Genomic DNA, 25,883 nt, shown 5'->3' with positions numbered 1-25,883 from the left:
TCTCAGTGAAGAAATTATTCGAAATCTTTATCGCTATAAAGCTTTGTTTTCTTCACAGCTTCGATGTTTTTCGCACCACCAAGCATCATATTGATGGTCAGCTCTTTGTTCAGCTGCTGGATAACGGAGTTCACACCTTCCGCACCGCCAAGATTAAGACCATAGAGGATCGGGCGGCCGACTGCGACCACATCTGCACCGCTGGCCAGTGCTTTAAATACATGCGAACCGCGACGCACACCGCTGTCAAAAACAATCGGAACACGCTTGTTGACGACCTTGGCAATTGACGGCAACACATCAAAGGATGCAGGACCACTATCGAGCTGACGGCCACCGTGGTTGGAAACCCAGATACTGTCCGCACCGGCTTTAATCACCACATCAGCATCTTCCGGCGACTGGATACCCTTCACGATCACCGGCAGACCGGTCATGTCTTTCACATATTTGATATCAGATGGCGTGAATGCCTGTTTAGCCTGCGCATAAATTTCGCTGATGCCAGCGCCTTTACCGGTTTTTGAGCCATCATCATTCTGCTTGGCAAACAACTCCAGATTGGCAAAGCCTAACGGAAACTGGAAATCATTCTTGATGTCATCTTCACGATAACCACCGACCGGTGAGTCAACCGTGAGAATAATTGCCTTGGCACCGCTGTCTTTGGCACGCTTCAGCGTAAACTCGTTGAACGCTTCATTCTTGCTCATATAGAGCTGGAAAAAGAACGGATTGCCGTCAGAAACTGCGGCCACTTCTTCAATGGTTTTATTACCATAGGTGCTCAGCGAGAAGATCGAGCCCGCTTTTGCCATGCCTTTGGCGGTTGCAATTTCACCGTCCTGATGTGCCAGCCCCTGTGCCGCCATCGGTGCCTGAATGATCGGGGTTTTCAGATCAATGCCAAGATAATTGGTCTTCAGATCAATCTCCGACAATTCAATGCCCTGCATAACGCGTGGCATAATATATTTCTTGTCGAACACTGAGGTGTTGGAGCGCAGGTTCTGCTCGTTTTCAGCACCGCCACGGATATAGCCGAAAGCGCCTTTATCCATATTGGCTTTAACCTGACCTTCCAGCTCGTTCAGATTGGTGATCTTAACAGGGCCTTCTGCAGTGCTGGCTTTATAATCTGCCGCATGTGCAACACCGAGCGACAAAGCAAGCGCAATTGCACTCAGTGATAGTACAGATTTTTTGCTCATAAATTTAGTCATATTACAAACTCCCGGCTTTGCGCCGATTAGCTGTCAGCTTACTGTTTGACAGCTTCTGCCTGAATTTTCAGAGTAACCATTTTTTCCATGCCTTCTTTGACAAGGAAATCGACGCCCCATTGGGTGCGGTCAATCGTGACTTCAAAATCACCGCCACACACTTCGGCATTGAACATCGGGTTCTGATAGCAACTGAATTTGGTTGCTTTGAGCCGTACCGGATGGGTCTGGCCTTTGATTGTCAGGTTACCGTCCACGGAAACGAGTTTATTATCAGCCACATTCCATTTGGTGGAGGCGAAATCAATCGTTGGATATTTTGCTGCATCCAGCAAATCTGCACTTTTCAAATGCGCATCAAAACCTTTGATACCGGTATTCAGAGTATCAACAGGAATAGAGACTTTTACAGAGCCGGTCTGCGTTTCCGGTGAATAGCTGATATCGCCTTTAATGCCGTAGAAACCGCCACTATTTGTAGAGGTGTTAAAATGATCAATATAGAACATTGCTTTTGTATGATCAGGATCAAGCTTGTAATCAGCTGCCTGAGCCGCAGTTGCTGAAAGAAGTGAAGCGAGCAGAGGCAATATAATTTTCTTCATTGAAGAATTCCTATTCTGAGTATGCTAAAAAGCATCAAGACATATTCTGCATGCAACAGAGTTATCTTTTGGTTAGATACGAACAACACAAAAGACTGGAGGAAGTTGTGCTGTTGTTATGACCAGAGAATAAGACAGGTTCCCGCTATCGGGTAGATCGGATTTTAATAAGCTCTGTTCCAAAAACAGGACAATTAAGTGACTTTATAAAGAGAAAAGCAGTGACGCAGAGCTGAGCGCACCAAAATCAGACAGAGAAAGCATTAAAATGCTGCCGGATAGTCTCAAAATCATTCACAGTATCAATATCTGCAAAGGCAGGAGCAGACTGCTCCACAAAATCCGCCTGTGGCAGCAGGCTACGCGCCCCGCCCTCACCGGCAAGCGGTAAAGCCCTCAGATATTCTGTACGACATAAGGCAGGCGGACCGCGATAGTCATTGGAAGCAGATGCGATAACCGGTGCGGCACAAAACTGAGCCGATTGCAGCAACTGCTCAATATGCAAGCGCGGCACCAAGGGCATATCCGCAAGGCAAATCAAAACGCGCTCCTGACTGATTTCGCGCAAGCCCCTATGCAAGGAACCGAGCATGCCGGTCTCCACATCCTCTGTCAGCGCCAGTGTAAACCCAGCCTCCGTGTAGGCTTGCGTCCATGGCGCATAATCACGGCAGGTGACAATGCGTTGCGCCCACGGAAAACCATCCACAACCTGCAAAATGTGATGTGCAACAGGCTTCCTGTCCAGCATGGCGCTCAACTTATCGCCATCGGCATAACGTGAACCGGCACCCGCGCCCAGCACCAGAACTGCAGTGGCAGATGCATCAGACATGACGCGCATCCTTGGCTTGCTCTGTCTTGCGCGCCATGATCTCTGCGAGAACCGATACAGCTAAAGAGCGTGCATCCCGCACAGGGCCAAACAGGCCAATCGGCGCTGAAAGCCGCGCAATCTGCTCTTCAGTGAAATCATCTTGCAGAAGCTGCATACGTCGCGCTTCATGGGTGCGTCTGCTACCGAGACAACCGATATAAAAGGCAGTGCTGCTCAATGCCTGCTTCAACAATGGCAGCTCTTTATCGAGATCATGCTGAAGAAACACCACAGCCGTTGCCTCATCAATATCCGCAGGCAATGCATCGCGCATGATCTCAACATTCAGAGCCGAAGCCGCCTGTTGCAGGACTTCGCTTTCCAACCCTTGCCCTAACAGCACGATGCGTAGAGCAGGTGGCAGCACAACAGCAAAAACACCACCCTGCCAGCCGGTTTTCGGCGCTTCAGAACAGCTTAGCATCTGCTTTTCGGGATGATATGCCAGCGCGATTGTGCGGCGTTGAGCATGGGCTTTAAGCGCAGCATCCAGTGCATCAGCATTTTTTAGCACATGGACAGCCAGCGTAATGCCACCGCCGCAAGGCAAAACCACGTCAAAATAGGACGATCCTTTGCCGAGCCTCACTGTTCTGTCGCGGTTTTCTGCCAGTGCCTGTACAGCCTCGTGCGCAACAACACCCTCAACACAACCACCGGAAACCATGCCGCAATAACCGCCAGTCGCTGTTACCGCCATCATCGAGCCTAGCGCACGGGACGAGCCGCCATTGATTTCAACCAGTGTGACCAATGCGCAAGCCTGCCCCTGCCGGATGGTATCATGGGCAAAGCGCAGGACATCAAGTGTCTGATCTGTATGAAATAAGCGATGCACATCGACTGTCTCAGGCGCGATATCATCGGTCATCGGGAATATGCCTTATTCAAATTATCTCAAAACATACCGGCGGATTTTCACCCGCCGGTATCTGTGGCACGCAGAATTAACTGCCTGCTTTTTCAATATCTTTCACGGTGATATTGGCAGGCTGACCGCCCCATTCGGCACGCATATAATTGACCAGATCAGCAATCTGCTCATTGGTCAGCGTACCTTTAAAGCCAGGCATTGCCTGCATTACTTCGCCATTGGCAAGACGCTGCTCGGCAATACCATCCAGAATGACATGGATCAGATTGCTCGGATCCGCCAGCATTGCACTGGTATTGGTGGTCATTGCCGGCGCAATATGCGGCTTGCCTTCACCATCCACACCATGACAACCGGCACAGACCGCCATATAGGCATCACGACCGCTTTGGCGCACTGCGGCATCAATCGCCACCGGTGTTTGCTGTGGTGCTTCCGGCAGCTTGTCACCGGTCAGATATGTCTGAATGGCTGCAATATCCTCATCCGTCATATACTGGGACGAATGCAGCAGCACCGGATACATTTCCAGTGTCATTGTGCCCTGAGGCGACATACCTGTCTTGAGGAATTTGCGCATATCCTCAGCCGTCCAGCCACGTGCTGCCAGCGCTTCAGGCTTCAGGCTTGGTGCGGTGATCTTACCAAGAATGCCGCCCTCATAGGCTGATGCCATCTGCAAGCCGCCAATGGCATTACGCGGTGTATGACATTCCTGACAATGGCCGAGAACATCCGTCAGATAAGCACCATTTGCCACCTGTGCAGAGGCATTGGCAGGCATTTGCAGCTTCGGATTGACCAAATTCCAGTAAGACAATGCCCAGCGCTGATTAAACGGAAAAGGCAGTCCCACTTCAGGATTAGCGCGCTTAACCGGCTGCTGCTCCATCAGATAGGCATAAATCGCATCGGAATCTTCCGGACGGATTGTATGATACGACACATAAGGCATAGCCGGATAAAGCCATTTGCCGTCTGCGCGAACACCATCCGCCACTGCATGATAAAATTCAGCGGCGGTGTAATTGCCAATACCGGTTTCTTTATCCGGTGTAATATTGGTGCCATAGAGCACACCAAACGGCGTATCAATCGCCAGACCACCCGCATAAGGCGCACCATCCGGCGACTGGTGACAAGCCGCGCAGTCTGCAACAGCCGCGAGATATTTACCGCGTGCCACCAGTTTGGTTTTTTCCTCACCGGTCGCAGCCAGACGCTGTGCAGATGCTTTATCATCATAGGCTGATTTAACAGGCCAGAACGGTACGGAAGCTGCAACGACAGCACCCAAAACACCAAGCCTGAGAATCCATTTTACTGCTGGTTTCATTTAACAAGCCCCGGCGTATTCATGACAACATCATGCACCGCACTGTAATAGCGCACATAACCGGTGCAGCGGCAGATATGGTCATTGAGTGAATCTTCAATCACCTGCTTCACGTCTTCTTTTGCCACCGGTTCTTTCTGCAAACGTTCAACCAATACGGTCGCCGCATTCACAAAACCCGGTGCGCAATAGGAGCACTGGAAGGAGAAATGGTCGAGGAAAGCTTCCTGAATAGCAGAAAGCTTCAGCTGTCCGTCTTCGCCTTTGGTGGCGTGACCTTCAATGGTACGGATAGAACGGCCATTGAAATAATGAGCACCGGTAATACAGGTGCGCATCTCACGGCTGGTGCCATCCGCCTCATCGATAATCACGGTACAGGCCCGGCAAAGTCCCTGCCCGCAGCCAAAACGGCTGCCGGTCAGGTCTGCATATTCGTGCAGGAAATCCACCATCGACAATTCTTCAGGAACTGTCATCGGCCCTACCTGCTGGCCGTTGATGTTCAATGTAATTTCGCGTGTCGGGATACTCATGACAATGCCTCTTTAATCTTTTCTTCCGTCAGCGGGAGTTCGCGCAGATATTTGCCAACGGCATGCGCAACCGCATTGGCAACCGCAGGAATGGTCGGAATCTGCACGACCTCTGCAATGCCTTTCGGATGATCTTCCTGTGCTGTAACCGGCAAAATATTCGCTGTCTGGTTCCAGACAGCCACATCTTTACCGCGCGGCAGACGATAGCGGTTGAAGTTCCAGTCACCGCTGCCGGGACCGTCTTCATAGAGCGGCATGCCCTCATAAAGCGCATGACCAACAGACATCCCGATACCACCCTGCAACTGACCGGACACAAATTCTGGTACCAGTACACGGCCGCAATCCATCGACGTGTGATGGGACAGGATTTTTACCTCACCGGTACCGCGATTAACGCTCACTTCGATCAGTGCCGATGCCGGTGCAAAACGTGACCAGCTGGCATTATCTGCCTGCGGATCCATATAAGTCACATTACTGCGCTCAATGCGCTGCCACTGGTCAGAACCGATCTGAATGGCCAGACCATCGATTGGACGTCGGCTGGTTTCACCGAGAATATCATAATCGGCTTCACCCCAGCCCCAGCGGTCAAAAGCATGAACCATTGCGCCGGTAATGCCCTTAAGCTCATGCGCTTTGGCAGCCAGTTCTGCGAGGCTTAGTGAACGACCATCGGAAAGTGTGAATTTCTCGTCTTTCCACGATGCACCGGCCGCTGTCTCAACGCTCACATCCCACAGGGCAGCAGCAGCAGGGACGATACCACGCTCATAAATGAGACGTCCTGCTTCATGCGTACCATGGGTAAAGTAGAAAGCGCTGTTGGTTGCACTCGATGCCGAAGCCATTGCCGGTGTCCAGCGCGGATCCTGTGACATCTCATCCTGATGAGCTTTGTCCATCACAAACGGGCTGAGTGTGGCGAACATTTCCAGCGGCGACCAGTCAAGGGCGGCACTTTCAATCTCATCGGCAGGTTTACCCAACCAACGGGAGCACATCAGCGCCTGTGTACTGACCGCACCGGTACCAATTTCCACCGCAATATGGTGCAGACGGATTTTACCTTCCGGTGTCAGTGTAACCGCAGCCGCAACAGCTTCGTTTGAGTTACCGAAACCTTTTTTGGCAATCGCATAGCCTACCCCATATTTCAGCGCAGGGTTTTCTGCTTCGAATTCGGCTTTACGCTTCGTACGGTTTGCCCAGACCGGATGCGCACGGTCAGCTTCGATCATCTCGCGCATACGGCACAGGCTCAGCGGGAATGCACCGGCAGAGCTGCGTTCGCCGTCCTGCAACGCGTTGATCAAACGCAGCTCCATCACATCCACGCCGAGCTCTTCAGCCAGTTCTTCAACCAGCATTTCCGTGCCGATCTGTGCTTCCAGCGAACCAAAACCACGAACAGAACCGGACATTGGCGCACGCGATGAATGTGCAATCGCCGCGATATCGTTCTTAGGGAAATAATAAATCCCCTGCGCAGCACCGGCAGCAACCTGCGTCACCGGCGTGGTATAGTTCTGGCGTCCGCCGCCATCCAGTTCGAGATCAGCAGCGAGAGCCTGCATCTTCAGCGTTTTGCGGTTGATACCGAGACGGTATTTCATGCGCAGCGGGTGACGCTTGATCGCTGTCTGGAAATGTTCTTCACGATCTAGCGCCAGACGCACAGGGCGACCTTCTGCAAAGAGCGCAGCAACAATACCATAATACGGGAACGGGCTGTGCTCTTTAGTGCCATAACCAACCGTATAGGCCGGATGGCCCTTCAGCTCATGCACTTCGAAGGTGCTTTTCTTGAGCATGGCAGCGGTGCCGGTCATCACTTCATGCGGGCTCTGGCTGGCCATAACAATTTCAAGCTTGCCGGATTTTGCATCATACCAGCAATTGCAATTGTCCGGCTCAAGCGCTGCCGCATCAATGAACGGCGAATAATATTCGCGTTCGATCACATGCCAGTCTTCCGGCGGTGTATTCAGCTCTGCGCGGATACCCTCGGCATAGGCCATGCCGCGTCCCATTGCATCGCCGGATGCATCAGCCTTCGGCCAGTTGACATCATTCTTGTCATAACTTGCGAAAACATAGCCGTCATCAACCGGATTAAACAGGTCTTTCTTGGCTTTCGCGCCGCCTTCACCCTCAACACGCACAAAGCGGAAATTGGCCAGCGGACCCTGCTCCACAGGCGCAGTGGTTTCACCATAACGAATGATCTCATCACGTTTGGTTTTATAAATACGTTTGGCAACGGAGAAGCGGGCAAAATCATTATAGATCAGGATTGCCAGCGGATGGCCGAGAAACAAAGGCACTTCGCCTTTAGGCGCCAGCATTTTCTGGCCATAGGTAAACGGATCGTAGAAATCGAGACCGGCCTTAACCGTGTCTTCTGCCGTTACCAGATAATCCGGCTGCAAATCCTCGCCCAGCAAGGACAAATCCAGATCAAGAAACGGTGCATCGGCGCGGGTCGACCAGACCACAAAAGCATGTGCCTGATCTTTCGGCCAGCCTGCCATATCTTTGGCACGGATATCACGGGCAAAAACCTTGGAACCTGTGACCTTTGCCACGCCGTCAACGCGGCGCTTCAGCTTGGTTGTGCCTTGCGGGAGCGGCAAGTCGAGAATTTTGTTTTCAAACAATGCCGCGCGGGCTGCGCGGATCGGAAGAATAGTGACCGCTATTCCGGACGCTGTAAACTTGAGAAAGTCCCTGCGTGTCGGTGTCATATGATTACTCCCAGAGTTACCGGAGCGCATTTCAAAAGTGACTGAATAATTCTCAGATAAAATGCGCGTTCATTCTGATTGTCAGGACAAAGCCCTGATATTGAGACAAAGAAAACCTTCAAACGAACTGGTCATTTATAAAGACACGGCGATATCAGGCCTTCTGATTGACTGAAACTACTCAAAAATATGTAGTATATAATACCCAAAATTATGACACGGACAGATTAAATCAACATCGGGACATATTTTATTACGGATACAAGTTTGGTCTATTGTCAGTTTTACTCACCTGCTCTGCGTTTCAGGACTATACCGTCGACGAGAATGAGTGAAATCTGCGCAAACCCGACCAATATTCAGCTAATAGAATAGGGCTAACACATTTTAGAACAGTTTCAAGATCACGAAAATGAGAACATCTATCTTATTGATATTAAATAATTATTCATGATAAAATAGCTTTATATTTGGCAAAATATAAAGCTATTTCTGACATTCGAATCTCAAATCAATAAAAAAGCAGGCACTTAAAAGCACCTGCTCAATATACTTGATTAAAACTGTCATGTATTATTTTAAACAACAGGTTCTTCACCCGGTGCCAAGGTCATAACATCAACCCAATCCGGATGTCGGCGATACTGGGCACGCACATAAGGACAGAGCGGCAGGATACGAAAAGCGTTTTTACGCGCATCTTCAACCATATAAGTCACAAGAGCCAAACCCGCACCGGTGCTACGCATACTATCCGGCACACCGGTATGGTCAGCACTGATCACGCCGTGAGCACGGCGTGTAAACGTAATTTCCGCTTCCCCCTCGATACCATCCGCACGCGCAACATAACGCCCGTGACGGGCATCAATTTCCTCAATGGTAATTTTAAGATCAGTCATCAGGCCTCTCCTTTTAAAGCTATCCTACAGGAAAAATCACTCAGCTTGTACCCGTACGCCCTTTGAGCAATTGTGCAAAAGGTGTAACCGTCTGGCTGAGCTGCACACCGGAATCCCGTTTGCGCTGATCATTGATATTCGGCACAAAACCGCCGACGCCTGATTTTTCTGCAACCACAAGCGCAGCAAATTCAGTCGCTGCGCGTTGAATACGGGCAGTCAGATCGTGTCCGGCTTCACCATTGCCAAAATCTTCAGTCGCCGCGAAAACACCGGTCGGAACCACGGTTGCCCGCAGGTAAGAAAACAGCGGCCTTAAGGCATGATCCAGCACCAGAGAATGTCGGGCTGTTCCGGCAGTTGCCGCAATAATCACCGGCATGCCGTTTAATGCATTGGTATCCAGAGCATCAAACAGCATTTTGAACAAGCCGCTGTAGCTGGCTGTAAAAACCGGTGTTACTGCAATCAATCCGTCAGCAGCAGAGATCTTCTCTTTCACCTCAGAGAGACGCGGGGTCGGAATACCACCCGTAGCCATGGTTGTTGCCAGTTCCACTGCCAGTTCACGCAGTTCGATCACCTCAATCTGCGCGTCTTCACCACGCGCACCGATTTGTGCGGCAGTTGCCTGTGCAATCTGATCAGCCAGCATACGGGTTGATGATGGCTGCGACAGACCAGCGGTCAAAACAATAATATGACGTGTCATAAATATCTCCTTTGCCAAGCGGACTTGGATCAAGGGCGGAGAATTCCCCGCCCTTTACGCAACTCAGGCTGGCTGATTCGTTGTTTCAGCCGGCATCACCTTACGGTGTTTGCCATCCGGCCCCTGTTCACGCAGACTTGCATGGCTTGGCGGGTCACTCGGAATATGGGACGGGCGACGCGCTTCAAATTCTTTGCGCAGCACCGGCACCACTTCCGTGCCGAGCAACTCGATCTGTTCAAGCACCATCTCTTCCGGCAGCCCGGCATGATCGACAAGGAACAACTGGCGCTGATAATGACCGGCATAATCAGCAAAACTCAGTGTTTTCTCAATCACCTGTTCCGGCGAACCGACAGTCAGCGGGGTCATTTCCATAAAGTCCTCCAGCGAAGGCCCGTGACCATAAACCGGCGCATTATTGAAGTAAGGCCGGAAATCACGAATGGCATCCTGACTGTTTTTACGCATGAAAATCTGACCACCGAGACCGACAATTGCCTGATCCGCACTGCCGTGACCGTAATGTTCAAAACGCGAACGATACAGATCGATCATCTGCTGTGTGTGCTCTTTGTTCCAGAAGATGTGGTTTGCAAAGAAACCATCCCCGTAGAACGCAGCCTGTTCAGCAATTTCCGTACTGCGGATCGAACCGTGCCATACAAATGGCGGCGTATCGTCCAGCGGTGCCGGTGCCAGTGTAAAACCGCGCAGAGGCGTACGGAACTGACCCTGCCAATCCACAGTCTTTTCACGCCACAAGCGGCGCAGCAGATGATAATTCTCAATTGCCAGCGGAATACCCTCACGGATATCCTTGCCGAACCACGGATAAACCGGCCCTGTATTGCCGCGCCCCATCATCAGATCAACGCGACCATCAGCCAGATGCTGCAGGATAGAGAAATCCTCAGCAATCTTCACCGGATCATTTGTAGTGATCAGGGTTGTCGAGGTCGTCAGCTGAATCTTGCTGGTTTTGGCAGCAATCCAGCCAAGCATGGTCGTCGGGGAAGACGGCACGAATGGCGGATTATGATGTTCGCCGGTAGCAAAAACGTCGAGACCGACTTCTTCCGCTTTCAGTGCATATTTCATCATCGACTTCAGCCGCTGATGTTCGCTCGGGGTTTTGCCGGTTGTCGGATCAGTTGTTACGTCACCGACGGTAAAAATTCCAAATTGCATGAGTACACCTGTCCGTTAATTGTCTGCTGTGAGATTCTCAACAACAGTTCGTTGACAGAAACATAATCATGCAATGGTTTTATTGTAGTCACCGGATCTGCACTAGACTGTCCTAAATATCAGACCAATACTTTATTCAGCTTCCCCGCTCACCAGATTAGCCATCAGGCAGAATGCTCCTGCAACCAGCTTGTCCATCTGGTGATGCAGCACAAGACTGGTATGCGTGTGCCGCCCTTTTCCGATACGGGCAGAAAGCAAAGCGCCGGTTAAAGGCTGTTCATTGGCATCATGCATAGACAAGAGCGGTTGATAGGCTTCATCCCACTGCGAGGCAAAATACAAGCCGCGCTCTTTATTCCAGCCTTCCCAATCCTGAGCTGTGATCCGGTTCGGCCAGTTGAGCAATTTATGTTCCGGTTCCAGCACAGTTACTGGCGCTGCGGGGTCGGTCACCCGCCAGCGCAAAGACGGCGAGCCAATCTTTATATGCCGTGGCGGAGTAGCAGCAGGTTTCCAGCCATCCGTTGGGCGGTGATACAGCGTCACCAGATGCCCGCCGTTTTCAACATAGGCATGTAAGCGCGCAGTTGCCTCAGCCAGATCCGGCCTTATGCCGAAGGCAAATATCCCGACAACAATGGCGGTGAAGTGCTGCAAGTCACCGGCCAGATGTTTCGGCTCCAGCTCTGTTACATCAAGCCCCATACGGCTCAGCCACAGGCCGGCGCGATCAGCACCACCCCCGATATAACCGATCTTGGCACCCTGCGGCAGCTTCAGATCCAGTGCCAGAATATTGAGTATTTCCGGCTCGCGATAGATCACCTGTCCGATATGCGGATAGGTAATCGGGGTCAGCCGCACAGCATCACGACCGGCAATTTGTGTTTTCAACTGGAACAACCCTGCTGCCGGTTTTTCCGGCGCGCAAAGTGTTGCATCCCCTTCTTTCTGCGCGACTGACCAACCGCCATCGCTGATAAACCGCACAGGCTGCTGATCCCCGCTCACAGTCACATGCACCGGCCACTGCATTTGATCCGCCTGATCAAGCGGCACAATCAGGGCTTCCGGCTCAATCCGCACAGACTGGGCAGGAACCAGCGCAAATTGTTCAGCCAGATCAAAATGCGCCTGAGCCTGATAGCCGGAGAATTGTGCCGTTACACGCACATAAAAATCACCATTACCGCCGAGCGCAGACCAAAAAGGCCGATAGAGCGGGCTGAAAGCCGCATCTGCACCTGCCTTGACATCAAAAGATCGTCCAGAAGCGGACGGCGCCGCCAGATAGGCCGTACAATGCTCTGGCAAAACCGGCTCAGCCTTTGTCTGATAATGTGCACTCTGTTGTGATAAACCAACCTTCAGCAAGGCTTCACTGGTCGGCGATAAAACAGGCGGTATCAGCTCAGCCCCGTCAAAGATCGCGGCGGCTTCGATCAGAACATGATCAATTTCTGCTTTTTTGCGCTGTAAACGATGCGCATGTTCTTCCAGAAAAGCAGCCGATGCATGAGCACGAATATCCTCAATCTTTTGCGCCGCTGTCACCAGATGAGCAATGATTGCTTCCCGTGCAGGGAAAGCAGCAATAGCCATATCAATGGCTTTTTGTGCATCCTGCAAAGCCTGTGCCATAACGGCAGGCAAATCTGCTTCCGTAGCCAGATCACTTAAATTGACAGGCAGGTTCTCAAAAATAGAACTCTCTTTGCCAGTCTGCTCAGCCAGTAACAAATGCAGCGGCCATTCGGTTTTTGGCTGCTCTTTCCAATACCCCATCCCCTGAGATGCATGATAATAGCGCGACCATTCACCGATCCGGTCATAATCCGCACCCGTTGCCGGTTCACGCCCCTCAGCCCGCACAGTCAGCGTTGTTTCCGGCGGCGGCACCTCATCATCATAGGTATCACCACCCCCCGACCATGCAGGAAGATAATATTTTGCAACCTGCCATGGCTTCAATCCTTGCGCAAAATGCTCCGGAAAAGCCTGATTATTTGCGGCCAGCGTAAACGCTCGTTCCGCCGCTCGCGTCATCGCACGGTGATGACCGTGCTGCCCCGGTACATCCAGAAAAGTCGGAATAACAATATCAGGCCGCTCGCTGCGATAAGCCCGCACGAGACGTTCGACAATGCGATCCTCACCCCAGCGATCAAAAGTACGGTCGCCGTCTTTAGAGAAACCGAAATCATGCACTGCATCATCAGGCCCATGACCAAGCCAGACAATATCGCAGTCCAGTTCCCGTGCAGCCTCTTCCATTTCCCGCGAGCGCATCAGTCCCAGCGCACCGCCGCGCTCCGGTCCCAAAGCATTCTGTCCGCCCTCGCCACGGGTAGAACAACCGACAATCACCCGCATACCGGCACCAAACCGGAAGAAGGCCAGTAATCCGCTTTGCTCATCATCAGGATGCGCGCCGGTATTCATCACAGTCACAACCGAGCGTAACCGGCTTAATGCATGATGCAGACGGATCAGAGCCGGTGCTGATTTTTGCTTTTCTATTCTTTGACGGTCACTCAGCACGGTTCCTCCTCCCCTGTCTGCACAGGTGATTAATCAGTCAGTGTATCCAGTTTTGGTGTCATTGCCTCAAACAAAGGCAGAGCGGCCGCACCCAGCGCCGCTGTGTATTGGCCGGTCGCGCCGCGAACCACACGCGGTAAAGCACGGCTGCGGCGGCTGGCGACAGAAATCGGCAATTGCCCCATACGGGCAATCAATCCGTCAATAAGTGCGTCGGGCAGCATACCGCTCAGAATAACGGTTTCCGGATCGAGAATATTTTCAATCATGGCAATCATCGGTGCGAGATAAAGCGCGGCCTCGTCCATCCAGCTGATCAGCACCGGATGATGATTGTCATACAACGTCTGCAGATCGTCGAAATCCGTTGTTGTAACACCAGCTACAGCCAGTTTTTCACGCAAAACATGCAAAGAAGCATAGCGCTCCAGACAACCGGCCTGCCCGCAAGGACAAGTCCTGCCATTCGGCGCCACGACAATATGCCCGATTTCACCGGCATTGCCGAAAGCACCGCGAAACGGCACGCCGTCCTGTATCAGCCCCAGGCCAACACCGGCACCAAAATAAATCATCGCGAATGACGAAATCGCATGGCCTGCACCGAACAGACGCTCGCCGACGGCTGCGGCATTGGCGTCATTCTCAACGGTGACCGGCTCACCACAGGCTTCACTCAACAGCGCCGCCGCATCCACACCGGACCAGCCGAGCAGCGTTGTCGGGCCAACGGAGGTCATGCCCTCAATATCAAACGGCCCCGGCATCACCACACCGACGCCCAACAGCGGCGCAGAGAATTCCGCTTTGACGGCATCCACCTCGATGCGCAGCAAGTTTGACAGCGCGGCAGGACTGGTATCCTGCACCGGCTTGATATAGCGCGAACGGGGCTGCCCTGTCAGATCAAGCACCGTTGTCACCATATGATCAGATGCCATTTCCACCCCAACAGTCACAGCACCATCGGGGTTCACCGCGAACTGTTTCGGCGGCTGCCCACGGCCGGATTTGAGTCGTCCGGTCTCCATCAACAGATTTTCACAAACCAGCTCATCGACAATATTGGCAATCGCCTGAGCGGTCAGATGGGTCAGACGCGCAATATGCATACGCCCCAGCGAGCCGTGCTGGCGCACAATATCCAACACCACGCGACGGTTATGATCGCGGATTCGCTCAGGGTTTTTGCCCAAAGTGATCAGTTGTGTCCCTGATTGTGAATATGTCGGCTGTTCGCCCATGCTGCTCCGTCCTGCCCGTCTCAAAAATGATAAGCGAGAGCTTTCATAACCGCAATATATTAACTCAAGTAAATTATCTTATTGACAAAACCCCGTAAAATAGTGACCGTAAACAACAGATCTGCGGAGGAAAACGCAGCCGGCACTGCAAGGACATTCAAACGAACGATATTTTTTGAAAGTCTCGCAGAACGGCATGCCCCAAAAACGTGCACCGGTTTTGGATAAAGGTATGGATCATAACTGTTTTTAGCCTGAGACCGGCAAAAGCCGGAGGCCATAAGGGGAGGTTTACATGCGTAAATTGTTATTTGCGGGACTGATCGCAGGTTTCAGCACCATGGCGTTTAACGCTGCACAGGCTGTTGAAATTGAATATTGGCAATATGTTTTTGAGTCCCGCGTCAAAGCGATGGATAAGCTGATCGAGAATTTCGAAAAAGCCAATCCGGACATCAAGGTCAAGCATACCACATTCCCTTATGATGACTATCAGACCCGCGTAATTGCGGCCAAAATGGCCGGCAACAGCCCTGATGTGATGCAGCTTTTCTACGGCTGGCTCGATAAATTCGTTGCCGGTGGCATTTTGCAGCCGCTGCCAACCGATACATTCCCGCATGATAAGATCGAGAGCGATTTCTTCCCGATCACCAGCGCGATGAAGCGCGGCGATGATTATTATGGCCTGCCAACCGCTGTGCGCTCGCTGGCACTGTTCTACAACAAGAAGCTCTTTGAAGAAGCCGGTCTTGACCCGAAAAACCCGCCAAAAACACTGGATGAACTGGTTGCCGCTGCGGAAAAAACCGCAAAACGCGATGCAAACGGCAATCTGACCACTGCCGGTATCACCATGGATATGGCTGGTCAGGATCACCATTGGTGGCGTGAAGTTCTGATCCGTCAATATGGCGGCGTGCCTTACACTGATAATGACCGCAAAGTCGCCTATGATTCCGAAGCCGGTGAAAAGGCGCTGAAATTCTACACCGATCTGCAAACCGAAAAGAAAGTCGGCGAGCCGAAATTCATGGATGAAGGTCAGGCTGCATTCCGCGCAGGTATGGCCGCTATGACTGTGGATGGCACATTCCGTCTTGGCGCATTCCGCACCATTAAAGACTTTGAATGGGGTGTAACCGAACTGCCGGCCAATGCCGACGGCGTGCGTTCCAACTATGCCAGCTATTTTGCTAATGGTATCGGTGCTAACGCTAAGGGCGAAAAGCTTGAAGCCGCCAAGAAGTTCCTGAACTATATTTCCTCGCCGGAAGCGATGGAAATCTGGCTCAAGGAAGTTGGCGAGCTGCCTGCCCGTCGTGCGGTTGCCCAAACCGAAGCTAATCTGGCAGACCCGATCTACGGCCCGTTCCTGAAAGGTCTGGATTATGCTCACACCACCATGTTTGTGGATGAAGCTGCCCAGCGCCAGACAGCAATGGATATGGTGAACCGTGTCATTCTTGAAAAACAGCCTGTGAAAGAGTCCCTTGCACAAGCTGCCAAGGCTGAGCAGACTATTATCGACGACGCTCAGTAAAATCTGATTATCCGCTGTGCCATCATCATATCGGCACAGCGGATTTCGTTTCATCGCCAAGCCATGAAACTGCGGATGCCACCGCATAAAGCCGGAACCGGCTATGGCCTTTGATATTTGTTGAGGCATATTTCCGGACAGAGCTGCAATGCCGTTTCGCCGGATATGCTCCCGTACCATAAGGTATTTCGAACCATGACTGTGACGGCTGCCCGCTCCGGTGATACTTTCTGGAACCGCCTGCCTATGCGCACAAGGCGGCTGATCTGGGTATGGAGCTTTCTGAGTATCCCTATCCTGTTTTATACGGTCATCCGGTTTTATCCTACCGTTGAAGCATTCTGGTTATCGCTGACTAACTGGGATCTGATGAAACCGCCAAAATTTATCGGCCTCGCGAATTATGAAAAACTGTTCGCTGATCCGCAATTCTGGAAAGTGTTCAAAAACACGTTCACTTACCTGCTTATCGGCACGCCCGTGAGCCTGTTTATTGCTTTTGTCATCGCCTATTATCTGGATCGTGTTCGTTTCATGCACGGGCTGATCCGTGGTCTGTATTTCCTACCCTTTCTTACCACTGCGGCGGCAATGGGCTGGGTGTGGCGCTGGTTCTATCAGCCGGCACCAATCGGCGTGATCAATAATATGCTCAGCAGCCTCGGCCTGCCACAGCAGACATTCTTACGGTCTGTCGATCAGGCGCTCTATTCCATTATGGCGACCTCCATCTGGGCTGGTCTTGGCTTCCAGATCATTATTTTCATGGCTGGTCTGCGCGCTATCCCTAACACCTATTATGAAGCCGCCCGCATTGACGGCTTGGGTGACTGGGCAATTTTGCGCAAAATCACCATACCATTACTGAAACCGACAACCGTGTTTCTGGTCGTCTTCTCGTCCATCGGCTTCCTGCGTATTTTCGATCAGGTCTATAACATGACCACCTATGATCCGGGCGGCCCGCTTGGCTCCACCAAGCCATTGGTAATGATGATCTATCAAACCGCCTTCTCGTCTTATGCCATGGGCTATGCCGCTGCACAGACAGTCGTGCTGTTCTCCATTCTGCTGGTTGTCTCACTGTTGCAGCTGTGGGTTTTGAGGGAAAAGAAATGACCGCTGAAACCAAAACACCGGCACTCCCGTTTGCGAATATCCGGCCAGGCCGCGTTCTCACATGGACGCTGCTGTTTATCGGCGGCATCATCATGGTCACGCCGCTGGCCTATATGTTCTCAACCTCGTTCAAAACCGCGGCCCAAGTTTATGATCTGCGTCTGATACCGGCTGAACCGACCGTGCAGAACTATGTCACCATTCTGGCAGACGGCCGCTTCCTGCGCTGGTTCTTCAACTCGATGTTCGTCGCGGTTGTCGTCACATTATCCAATGTGTTTTTCGACAGTCTGGTTGGCTATACGCTGGCAAAGTTCCAGTTCCGTGGTCGCCACTTCATCTTTCTTGCGATCCTCTCAACACTGATGATCCCGACTGAAATGCTGGTGATCCCATGGTATCTGATGTCGAGCAAACTCGGCTGGCTCGACAGCTATTGGGGCATCATGTTCCCGGGTATGATGACAGCATTCGGCACCTTTCTGATGAAACAGTTCTTTGAAGGTGTGCCAAATGACTTCCTCGAAGCTGCCCGTGTGGATGGTCTGAACGAATTCCAGATCTGGTGGAAAGTGGCTATGCCGCTGGTCACACCGGCACTGTCGGCTCTGGCAATCTTCACCTTCCTAGGCAATTGGACAGCCTTCTTCTGGCCGCTGATCGTCACCACCAGCAAGGAACTCTACACATTGCCTGTCGGGCTTTCGAGTTTCGCGGTTGAGCAATCGATCCAGTGGGAAATGATTATGACCGGCGCCGCTATCGCCACCCTGCCAACCCTGCTCGTGTTCCTGCTGCTACAGCGCTATATCGTGCGCGGCGTCATGCTGGCCGGTCTGAAGGGATAAGGATACTATTATGTCTGTAAACGATCCGCGCCTTGCCGATAAAAGCGTTTTCCCTGATCCGGTCTACAAAGAGACTGTGCTGAAACCGCTTTTTGACGGCGCTAAAACCCATCATGTCGAAAGCTTCCGCCGTATTGATCGCGCCCATCTGGTCATGCTGACGGAAACCGGCATTCTCGACGAAAAACAGGCATCGGCAATCGCCGGTGCGCTGGAACAGATCGACCGTGATATTGATCCAGTATCCCTCATCTATACCGGTGAAGTTGAGGACTTCTTCTTCCTGATCGAGAAAGAACTGAAGTCCCGCCTCGGTGCGGATATTGCCGGTCGCCTGCATACCGCACGTTCACGCAATGATATCGACCACACGCTGTTCAAACTCGGCCTTAAAGAACATATTGATGTGCTGCTGGCCAAGTCCCGTCATCTGCTCGATGCGATGATTGAAACTGCAAACCGTGAACAGACAACACTAATCGTTGCCTATACGCATGGTCAGCCTGCACAACCGTCAACCTTCGGCCATTATCTGTCCGCAGCGATTGAAGTGCTGATCCGTGATATGCAGCGTTTTGCAACAGCGCGTGAAATCGTCAACCTGTCACCTATGGGCGCGGCAGCCATCACCACCTCAGGTTTTCCCATCGACCGCGCACGCGTGGCCGACCTGTTGGGCTTTGCCGCGCCTTTACGCAATTCTTACAGCTGTATTGCCGCTTCGGATTACATCACCTCAACCTATTCCGCGATTGAGCTGATGTTTATCCATCTCGGCCGTCTCATTCAGGATTTCCAGTTCTGGACGAGCTTCGAGGTTGGCCAGATCTATGTGCCGAATGCTTTTGTACAGATCTCCTCGATTATGCCGCAGAAGCGCAATCCGGTGCCGATTGAGCATATGCGCCATCTGGCAAGCCAGACCATGGGACGCGCCCGCACGGTGCTGGATGTGATCCATAATACGCCTTTCACCGATATGAATGACAGTGAGGGTGAAACCCAACAGATGGGCTATGAGGCCTTTGCGTCTGCCGGTCGTGTTCTCGATCTGCTGGCAGCCTTTGTGCAGGCCATCCGTATTGATCCGGCACGTGTTGCCGATAATATCCGCCGCTCCTGCATCACTATTACCGAGCTGGCTGATTCACTGGTACGGATTGAAGATCTGTCCTTCCGTCAGGCGCATGAGATTGCGGCAACTGTGGCAAAAGCCGTTGTTGCCAAAGGTGGTGGCCTCGCACAAGACGGTTATGAGCCGTTTCTGGAAGCCTTTAAACATGCAGCAGGCCGAGACCCGTCTTTTGACCGCACAAAGTTTGAAGAGCTGGTATCGCCGGAGCATTTCATCACCGTGCGGGATCGTTTCGGCGGCCCTGCCCCTGAGCCGATGACACAGGCACTGACAGCATATCGCGATCAGGCCAATGCCTTTGCAAGCCTTGCAGACACACAAGCCGCAGACGAGGCCAAAGCCGCACGCGAGCTCAATGATAAATTTCAGGCCTTGGTGGAGAAACGCTGATGGCAACGATTGAACTGAACAAGCTGGTTAAGCGCTATGGCAAAGTGGAAGCCGTGCGCGGCATTGATCTGCAAATTGCCGATGGCGAATTTGTCGTTTTCGTCGGACCGTCCGGCTGCGGTAAATCCACGACCCTGCGCATGATTGCCGGTCTGGAAGATATTTCTGGCGGCGAGCTGAAAATCGGTGGCGAACTCGTCAATGAACGTGACCCGAAACAGCGTAATATTGCGATGGTGTTCCAGAATTATGCGATCTATCCGCATATGACTGTGCGTCAGAATATCGGTTTCGGCCTCTATACCTCCAAAGTCTCCAATGCGGATAAAAATGCCCGCATTGAAGAAACTGCAAAAATTCTCGGCCTTGAGCCATATCTGGATCGTCGTCCTGCCGCACTCTCCGGCGGTCAGCGTCAGCGTGTTGCTATCGGCCGCGCAATGGTACGCAATCCGTCGGCGTTCCTCTTTGATGAGCCACTGTCCAATCTTGACGCGCAATTGCGCGCCCAGATGCGTATTGAGATCAAACGTCTGCATCAGCGCCTAAAGACCACAACCGTCTATGTGACCCACGATCAGGTAGAAGCCATGACTATGGCAGACCGGATTGTGGTGATGCGAGATGGTAATATTTTGCAGACCGGCACACCAACCGAGCTCTACGAAAATCCAATTGATGTCTTCACTGCCCGCTTTATCGGCAGCCCGTCAATGAACCTCATTGCAGGCCGCAAAAACGGTAACAGCATCGAATTCAAACCGGATGGCGACATTCTGGTCGGCATCCGCCCGCATGATCTGATGGTTGTCACCGGCGATGAAAGCAAAATGACGACCGGTATTGAACTAACCGGCACAGTCACCGCCGCTGAACCGCTGGGACCTGAAACACTGGTGCATTTTGATGTACAAGGAACATCGGTCATAGCCACCGCATCGGGGAAATTCATTCCGGCCACTGGCAGCACTCTTACTGCACGTGCGGCAGCAGGCAGCCTCTATCTGTTTGACAAGGCGACAGAGAAAAGTCTGGGACGTCTATGAATTTGAAAGACAATCAGCATCCGGCTGTTCTCAGCATCGGACGGATTTATTGCGATCTGATTTTTACCGGTCTGGCAGCCTTGCCGGAACCGGGACGTGAAGTCTTTGCTGATGACATGAAAATGGCCGCCGGTGGCGGTGCCTATATCACTGCTGCGCATCTGGCGCATACCGGCCGTGCAACCGCACTTGTGGCACGGCTCGGACTGGATGCACTATCCGCAGGTCTGGCACCGGAGCTGGAGGCAACCGGCATTGATTTGCAGTTTTTGGAGCGCTCAGCCGATGCAGGGCCGCAGGTAACAGTCGCCAGTATTATCGGCAACGACCGTGCCTTCTTGTCACGCCGTGCAGGCACTGCACTTCCTGCCACGCTTGATGCTGCCCTCGACTGGGCACAGGCCGGACACTTACATATTGCAGAATATGCGACATTGCATGAGATCCCTGATCTTGTCAGCCGCGCGAAAGCCAAAGGTCTCACAGTCTCGCTTGATCCGAGCTGGGATGAAACCCTGATCTATGATCCCGCACTACTCAAGGCTTGCGCAGGTGTCGATATTTTCCTGCCGAATAATGAAGAAGCATTAGCCATAACCGGATTTGCAAACCCGCAAGATGCGCTGAATAAGCTCGCGGAGACCTTTCCGGTAACCGTCCTTAAAGGCGGCGCGGAAGGCGCATGGCTGCGTTCAAAAGAGCATAATCTTCACGCCAAAGCTGAGAATGTGCCGGTTATTGATACCACAGGCGCAGGAGATGCGTTCAATGCCGGCTTCATCAATGCATGGCTTTCAGGCGCAGATGCACAAACAGCACTCAATGCCGGTATTCAGTCCGGCAGTCTTGCCGTGCAAGCGGCAGGCGGCACATCAATACTCCTGAAAAATAGCAATTAGAGCGCCGGGCGTTCTCTTGGATGCCCAAAGGTCGCTCTAATACTTTAAAATCAGAGCATAATTTTACCTTAAACTGCTCTAAGTTTAAGGAATTATGCTCTAAACAAAACGCCCCGTATTTTATACGGGGCGTTTTGTTTTAACAGGCCGAATTATAATCAGCGATTATGATAGGCTTCGGCGGCAGCACAAAAAGCCGCGAGCAAATGCACATCGCCTTCCATTTGCTTATACTCCGGATGCCATTGCACCCCAATGGCAAAGCTCTTGCCGGTATGCTCAATTGCTTCGATCACACCGTCTTCAGCCGTTGCTGTCACACGCATCGGCGCTTTAACCGTGCGTACTGACTGGTGATGCGAGCTGTTCACATGCTGACCGGTTGTCCCAATCAGCTTGGCCAGCAGGCTGTCTTGTTCAATTGCAATACTATGCCCTGCACGTTCCTTGCCACCGGCATTTTCCGTATCCTTGGAAACGGAATGTTCAAGCGCTCCCGCAACCTCATCCGGAATATGCTGCACAAGAGTACCACCGGCGATCACAGCCAGAAGCTGATGTCCGCCGCAAATGCCCAGCACCGGCATGTCACGTTCAAGCGCACCGCGCAAAACAGCAGCCTCGAATTTTGTCCGTGCCGGTTTCAGACGAATGGTGTCAGTACGGGCTTCCTCACCGAACATGGCAGGCGGCACGTCAAAAGCACCACCGGTTACAACCAGCCCGTCAATCATATTCAGATAATGTTCTGCCAGTTCGGCCAGATGCGGCAGCGCAATCGGCACAGCGCCCACCTCTTCAAGGCAGGACAGATAATTCTGACGGATTGCATACCATGGGGAATCCGAAAAGCCGCCGCCTTCCTCACTGTCGAGTGTCACACCGATGATCGGACGGAAGAGTTTATGCTGTGTCATTGTGCCGTGCTTTTATTATGAAACAAGAAATCAGAGTTCTGAATGAACAGGCTCTGCGGGTGAAAAACAAGCGCTATTATCATCTGGGATGATGCAATTTTGCGATCAACAATTGTCGTTTGTTACTGCATATTTGTGCCCTTGTTTTTACCATATTTCGCATCTATATTTTCGGTAGTTCTTCAAAGGAGTTTTATGCGCAGCATTGTTCATCGTTGATCCTCTGCAGAAGCAGAGCCGCCTGTAACAAAACAGGCTCCAACGGCTTGCGCCAAAATTTCTCTCCTTTTCAGGACAATTCCCATGACTTTCCAAAGCATGCTGCCACGCAGACGTGGCTTGTGTGCGCTGTTTTGCCGTTTCAAATCACGGAGACAGCCATGAATATCTCCCGTTTTGAGCGCCGTATCCTCGATATGCTGGCAAAAGGTGGTCGGATCGAACCGGAAAAAGATGACAAGGGCAAAATTATTGATGTCGATTTCATCTCCCGTGAGGGCTGGTTTCTTGATGGTACGGATTTGCAGACCTTCAAAAGACTGCGCGCCAAAAAGCTGATTGCCTCATTCAACGGCAGCGCTTACCGCATCTCCAAACACGGTATTGCGAGCTTGCAAATTGCCCGCAATGCATAAGCTAGAGCGGTTTACATCCAGATTAGATCATGGTGCTTGCTCTAGCTCTTTGTTGGTCGCATTATCCCTGCCGTCAAGTTGATGCAACTTGACTGTGAAATGCTTTAAAAACGCAGCATCTTCTGATGCTGCGTTTTTTATTTTTAGTCTAACGACAGACGCTGTGAGCCGCTGATCTTGTTCTCCGCCCATTTGGAAAATTTGAGGATCGGATAACAATAGATGAAATAGACCAGTGCAATCAGCCCGTAGATAAACAACACATCACGAGGGAAACGCAGCATCGACACCTCTCCCTGACGGGTCAGTTCTGCAATGCCGATCACCGAGAGAATAGCGGTACTTTTGATGATGATCACATAGACACTGCTCATCGGTGCAATGGTCAGCTTCAGGGCCTGCGGTAAAATCACATGCCACAATTTCTGCAACTGGTTCATGCCCACCGCTGTTGCTGCTTCCCATTGCCCGCGCGGTACTGCATCAATCGCACTGCTGACAATCTCCGACACATAACAGGAAGTATAGAGCGACAGCGCCACGAAAGCGGCTGTGCTGGAATCCCAGCTCAGCCATTCAATACCGGTATTGGGCAGCACGAAGTAAAACACATAGAGCTGCACCAGAAACGGCGTGCCACGTAAAACATGCACATAAGCGCCGAAAATTTGCGTCAGCACCGGAATACGGTAGCTACGAATAATGCCGATAACCGTGCCGATCAGAGAACCTGCCAGAATAGCCACCAGCGAGACCGTAAAAGTCTCTTTAAATCCCTGCCAGAGGAACGGCATCACCGAGACTGTCAGCTTCCAATAATATTCAATCATCATATCAGCCTTTCGCCGCCCAGGCAGGACCTGCCAGTTTCTTTTTCACCTGATGCGAAAGGAACAGCATCACACAATAGATGGCGAGATATCCGGCAGCGATTGTCAGAAAGCTCTCATTCGGCCGCACCCGCTCGCTGTTGAGCAACAAACCGGCACTGGTAAATTCGAAGACAGTGATCAGGGATAACAATGAAGTATCTTTAATCAGCACTGCCGTTTGCCCGAGAACCGGCGGGATAACATTGGCAAAAGCCTGCGGCAGCACGATATGGATAAGACGCTGCCCGTAGCTCATGCCGACAGCTTTGGCTGCCTCTACCTGCCCGCGCGGCACAGAGCCGATACCCGTGCGGATAATCTCGGACATATAAGGCGTACAGTTAATCACCAGTGCCGCAATGCCAAGCCACATCTCCGGCCATTTGGCGGTAAAAGGCAGCAAGACCGGCAGACCGAAATAAACCAGATAGATCTGCACCAGCAGCGGTGTGGAGCGGATGAATGTCACATAGCCCTGTATCAGGCTCCGCAGCACTTTCCACTGCGTGAACATAATAATCGCCATGATCGTGCCGAGCACAAAAGACAGCACAAAACTCACGCCTGTTGCAATGAGCGTATTACCCAAACCTTCGGCAAAACGATCCAGATATTGTGCAACAATGCGGTAATTAAAATAGTCGAGAATAAATGATGACATTATGCGATCCCGAATATTTTGCAGCCGCATTTGTTTCAGTGCGATGCCGCAAAATAGTTTCAAGCCATTCTGAAAACAGCAATCGTGCCTCAGACAAAAATCCTCTGCCTGCCTGTTGAGCAGGCAGAGAATAACGCATTGTTATTTGTGGTCTTTTTCCCAGTCAGTGGTGTTCCACCAGTAATTGACCATCTGATCGAGACGCTTGTCAGAGGTGATCAGCTCCACATAATTGTCGAGCCAGAGTTTCAGATGCACTTCATCCGGACGCACGGCAAAAGCAAGCGGGTTTTTGACAATGATACCGTCAAGAATTTTCAGATTACCGAATTCATTGACGAAGTTGGTCACATTACCGAGGTCGGAAACCGTTGCATCAATACGACCGGCCGACAGTGCCTGCGCAACTGCAGCGGTACCACCGGTAAACTCTTTCAGGGTTGCTTTCGGCATGAACTTCTTGATGGCTTCACTATAGGAGCTGGCCTGTGTGGAGCCGATATTCAGCCCTTCCTGATTGAGGTCTTCCCATTTGGCCAGTGGTGAATCATTCTTCACCACCGCAACCGTTTCTTCGTAGAACATCGGGCGCGAGAACAGCAGCTGTGCCGCGCGCTGCGGGGTCGGTGTCATATCGGCGGCAATCATATCCACTTTGCCTGCCAGCAATGCCGGAATAAGGCCCTTCCAGTCATAATCCTGAAACACAACTTTAACGCCGAGATCTTCACCCATCATACGGGCAAGTTCCACAGCCAGACCGGTCTGTTTGCCGTCTTTATTGATAAAGCTAACCGGTGCACCTTGCGTCTGCACAGCAACACGCAGCTCACCGCGCTTCAGAATATCTTCCATCGCACCGGCGCTGGCAGTATTCGCAGTAGCGGCGGACAATGCTGCAACACCTGCAAGCATTCCGATGGATAATGCAATTTTCTTCAGAAATTTCATGATGTTCTCCTCGTTATTATATGGATTACCCTTGTTTATCGGGCATTTATTTCCGTTATATTCCAAC

23 protein-coding genes are annotated in these 25,883 nt (G+C 51.8%); 7 read left to right on the top strand and 16 right to left on the bottom strand.

Annotated features, from left to right (window positions below; translation table 11 throughout):
* Positions 1-14 precede the first annotated feature (14 nt).
* The 12 genes from DFR47_RS09350 to DFR47_RS09295 form a co-directional block, all read right to left on the bottom strand.
* Positions 15-1,223, bottom strand: coding sequence for a lactate oxidase (locus DFR47_RS09350; RefSeq protein ID WP_245416520.1), 1,209 nt, complete (start codon positions 1,221-1,223; stop codon positions 15-17).
* A 38-nt stretch (positions 1,224-1,261) separates the two neighbouring features.
* Positions 1,262-1,828, bottom strand: a complete 567-nt coding sequence (locus DFR47_RS09345) for a YceI family protein (protein WP_113944147.1) — start codon at positions 1,826-1,828, stop codon at positions 1,262-1,264.
* Positions 1,829-2,075: 247 nt separating this feature from the next.
* Positions 2,076-2,666 carry a nucleotidyltransferase family protein gene (locus DFR47_RS09340; protein ID WP_170137472.1) on the bottom strand — a complete coding sequence of 197 codons (591 nt, stop codon included), beginning with the start codon at positions 2,664-2,666 and terminating at the stop codon, positions 2,076-2,078.
* A complete protein-coding gene (locus DFR47_RS09335) occupies positions 2,659-3,579 on the bottom strand; it encodes an XdhC family protein (protein WP_113944145.1) in 921 nt (306 codons plus the stop codon). Before DFR47_RS09335 ends, DFR47_RS09340 begins: the two co-directional genes overlap by 8 nt.
* A gap of 76 nt (positions 3,580-3,655) precedes the next feature.
* Entirely contained in the window at positions 3,656-4,918 is a 1,263-nt protein-coding gene (locus DFR47_RS09330; RefSeq protein ID WP_113944144.1) for a c-type cytochrome, read from the bottom strand.
* The gene (locus DFR47_RS09325; protein ID WP_113944143.1) at positions 4,915-5,454 is read right to left on the bottom strand and encodes a (2Fe-2S)-binding protein; all 540 of its coding nucleotides are present in this window, start codon (positions 5,452-5,454) and stop codon (positions 4,915-4,917) included. Before DFR47_RS09325 ends, DFR47_RS09330 begins: the two co-directional genes overlap by 4 nt.
* Positions 5,451-8,207 (bottom strand): xanthine dehydrogenase family protein molybdopterin-binding subunit, encoded by a 2,757-nt coding sequence (locus DFR47_RS09320; protein WP_113944142.1) that lies wholly within the window; start codon positions 8,205-8,207, stop codon positions 5,451-5,453. The genes DFR47_RS09325 and DFR47_RS09320 overlap by 4 nt, the downstream gene beginning before the upstream one ends.
* Positions 8,208-8,785: 578 nt before the next feature.
* On the bottom strand, positions 8,786-9,109 hold the full coding sequence (locus DFR47_RS09315; protein ID WP_113944141.1) for a GNAT family N-acetyltransferase: 324 nt from the start codon (positions 9,107-9,109) through the stop codon (positions 8,786-8,788).
* Positions 9,110-9,149: 40 nt separating this feature from the next.
* Entirely contained in the window at positions 9,150-9,821 is a 672-nt protein-coding gene (locus DFR47_RS09310) for an FMN reductase (RefSeq protein WP_113944140.1), read from the bottom strand.
* A 63-nt stretch (positions 9,822-9,884) separates the two neighbouring features.
* Positions 9,885-11,012 (bottom strand): LLM class flavin-dependent oxidoreductase, encoded by a 1,128-nt coding sequence (locus DFR47_RS09305; protein WP_113944139.1) that lies wholly within the window; start codon positions 11,010-11,012, stop codon positions 9,885-9,887.
* A gap of 132 nt (positions 11,013-11,144) precedes the next feature.
* Positions 11,145-13,556, bottom strand: a complete 2,412-nt coding sequence (locus tag DFR47_RS09300; RefSeq protein WP_113944138.1) for a PIG-L family deacetylase — start codon at positions 13,554-13,556, stop codon at positions 11,145-11,147.
* 29 nt (positions 13,557-13,585) lie between these two features.
* A complete protein-coding gene (locus tag DFR47_RS09295) occupies positions 13,586-14,800 on the bottom strand; it encodes an ROK family protein (protein WP_113944137.1) in 1,215 nt (404 codons plus the stop codon).
* 295 nt (positions 14,801-15,095) lie between these two features.
* On the opposite strand from DFR47_RS09295, the gene DFR47_RS09290 reads away from it, so the two are divergent.
* The 6 genes from DFR47_RS09290 to DFR47_RS09265 all read left to right on the top strand — a co-directional run bounded on the left by DFR47_RS09290 (position 15,096) and on the right by DFR47_RS09265 (position 21,780).
* Positions 15,096-16,343, top strand: a complete 1,248-nt coding sequence (locus tag DFR47_RS09290; protein ID WP_113944136.1) for a sugar ABC transporter substrate-binding protein — start codon at positions 15,096-15,098, stop codon at positions 16,341-16,343.
* A 195-nt stretch (positions 16,344-16,538) separates the two neighbouring features.
* Positions 16,539-17,462, top strand: coding sequence for a carbohydrate ABC transporter permease (locus DFR47_RS09285; RefSeq protein WP_245416519.1), 924 nt, complete (start codon positions 16,539-16,541; stop codon positions 17,460-17,462).
* Positions 17,459-18,310 carry a carbohydrate ABC transporter permease gene (locus tag DFR47_RS09280; RefSeq protein ID WP_113944135.1) on the top strand — a complete coding sequence of 284 codons (852 nt, stop codon included), beginning with the start codon at positions 17,459-17,461 and terminating at the stop codon, positions 18,308-18,310. Before DFR47_RS09285 ends, DFR47_RS09280 begins: the two co-directional genes overlap by 4 nt.
* Positions 18,311-18,320: 10 nt before the next feature.
* Positions 18,321-19,835 carry an argininosuccinate lyase gene (gene argH, locus DFR47_RS09275; RefSeq protein ID WP_113944134.1) on the top strand — a complete coding sequence of 505 codons (1,515 nt, stop codon included), beginning with the start codon at positions 18,321-18,323 and terminating at the stop codon, positions 19,833-19,835.
* Complete coding sequence (locus DFR47_RS09270; RefSeq protein WP_113944133.1) at positions 19,835-20,881, top strand: ABC transporter ATP-binding protein; 1,047 nt, start codon at positions 19,835-19,837, stop codon at positions 20,879-20,881. The genes argH and DFR47_RS09270 overlap by 1 nt, the downstream gene beginning before the upstream one ends.
* Positions 20,878-21,780 (top strand): carbohydrate kinase family protein, encoded by a 903-nt coding sequence (locus tag DFR47_RS09265; protein WP_113944132.1) that lies wholly within the window; start codon positions 20,878-20,880, stop codon positions 21,778-21,780. Before DFR47_RS09270 ends, DFR47_RS09265 begins: the two co-directional genes overlap by 4 nt.
* Positions 21,781-21,938: 158 nt before the next feature.
* On the opposite strand, the gene DFR47_RS09260 is transcribed toward DFR47_RS09265, so the two are convergent.
* The gene (locus tag DFR47_RS09260) at positions 21,939-22,697 is read right to left on the bottom strand and encodes a gamma-glutamyl-gamma-aminobutyrate hydrolase family protein (protein WP_113944131.1); all 759 of its coding nucleotides are present in this window, start codon (positions 22,695-22,697) and stop codon (positions 21,939-21,941) included.
* Positions 22,698-23,077: 380 nt separating this feature from the next.
* Here DFR47_RS09260 and DFR47_RS09255 point away from each other — a divergent pair, with 380 nt between their 5' ends.
* Positions 23,078-23,332, top strand: a complete 255-nt coding sequence (locus DFR47_RS09255; RefSeq protein WP_113944496.1) for a YjhX family toxin — start codon at positions 23,078-23,080, stop codon at positions 23,330-23,332.
* Between the two features lie 143 nt (positions 23,333-23,475).
* Here DFR47_RS09255 and DFR47_RS09250 read toward each other — a convergent pair whose 3' ends face one another.
* The 3 genes from DFR47_RS09250 to DFR47_RS09240 form a co-directional block, all read right to left on the bottom strand.
* Entirely contained in the window at positions 23,476-24,165 is a 690-nt protein-coding gene (locus DFR47_RS09250) for an amino acid ABC transporter permease (protein WP_245416518.1), read from the bottom strand.
* Position 24,166: 1 nt separating this feature from the next.
* Positions 24,167-24,865 carry an amino acid ABC transporter permease gene (locus DFR47_RS09245; protein WP_113944130.1) on the bottom strand — a complete coding sequence of 233 codons (699 nt, stop codon included), beginning with the start codon at positions 24,863-24,865 and terminating at the stop codon, positions 24,167-24,169.
* 141 nt (positions 24,866-25,006) lie between these two features.
* Positions 25,007-25,816 (bottom strand): ABC transporter substrate-binding protein, encoded by an 810-nt coding sequence (locus DFR47_RS09240; protein ID WP_113944129.1) that lies wholly within the window; start codon positions 25,814-25,816, stop codon positions 25,007-25,009.
* Between the last annotated feature and the right edge of the window lie 67 nt (positions 25,817-25,883).

Source organism: Pseudochrobactrum asaccharolyticum, from assembly GCF_003314995.1.
Classification (GTDB): Bacteria; Pseudomonadota; Alphaproteobacteria; order Rhizobiales; family Rhizobiaceae; genus Pseudochrobactrum; species Pseudochrobactrum asaccharolyticum.
The sequence above is the reverse complement of the archived record's forward strand: the minus strand, read 5'-3'. Positions and strand labels throughout refer to the sequence as shown.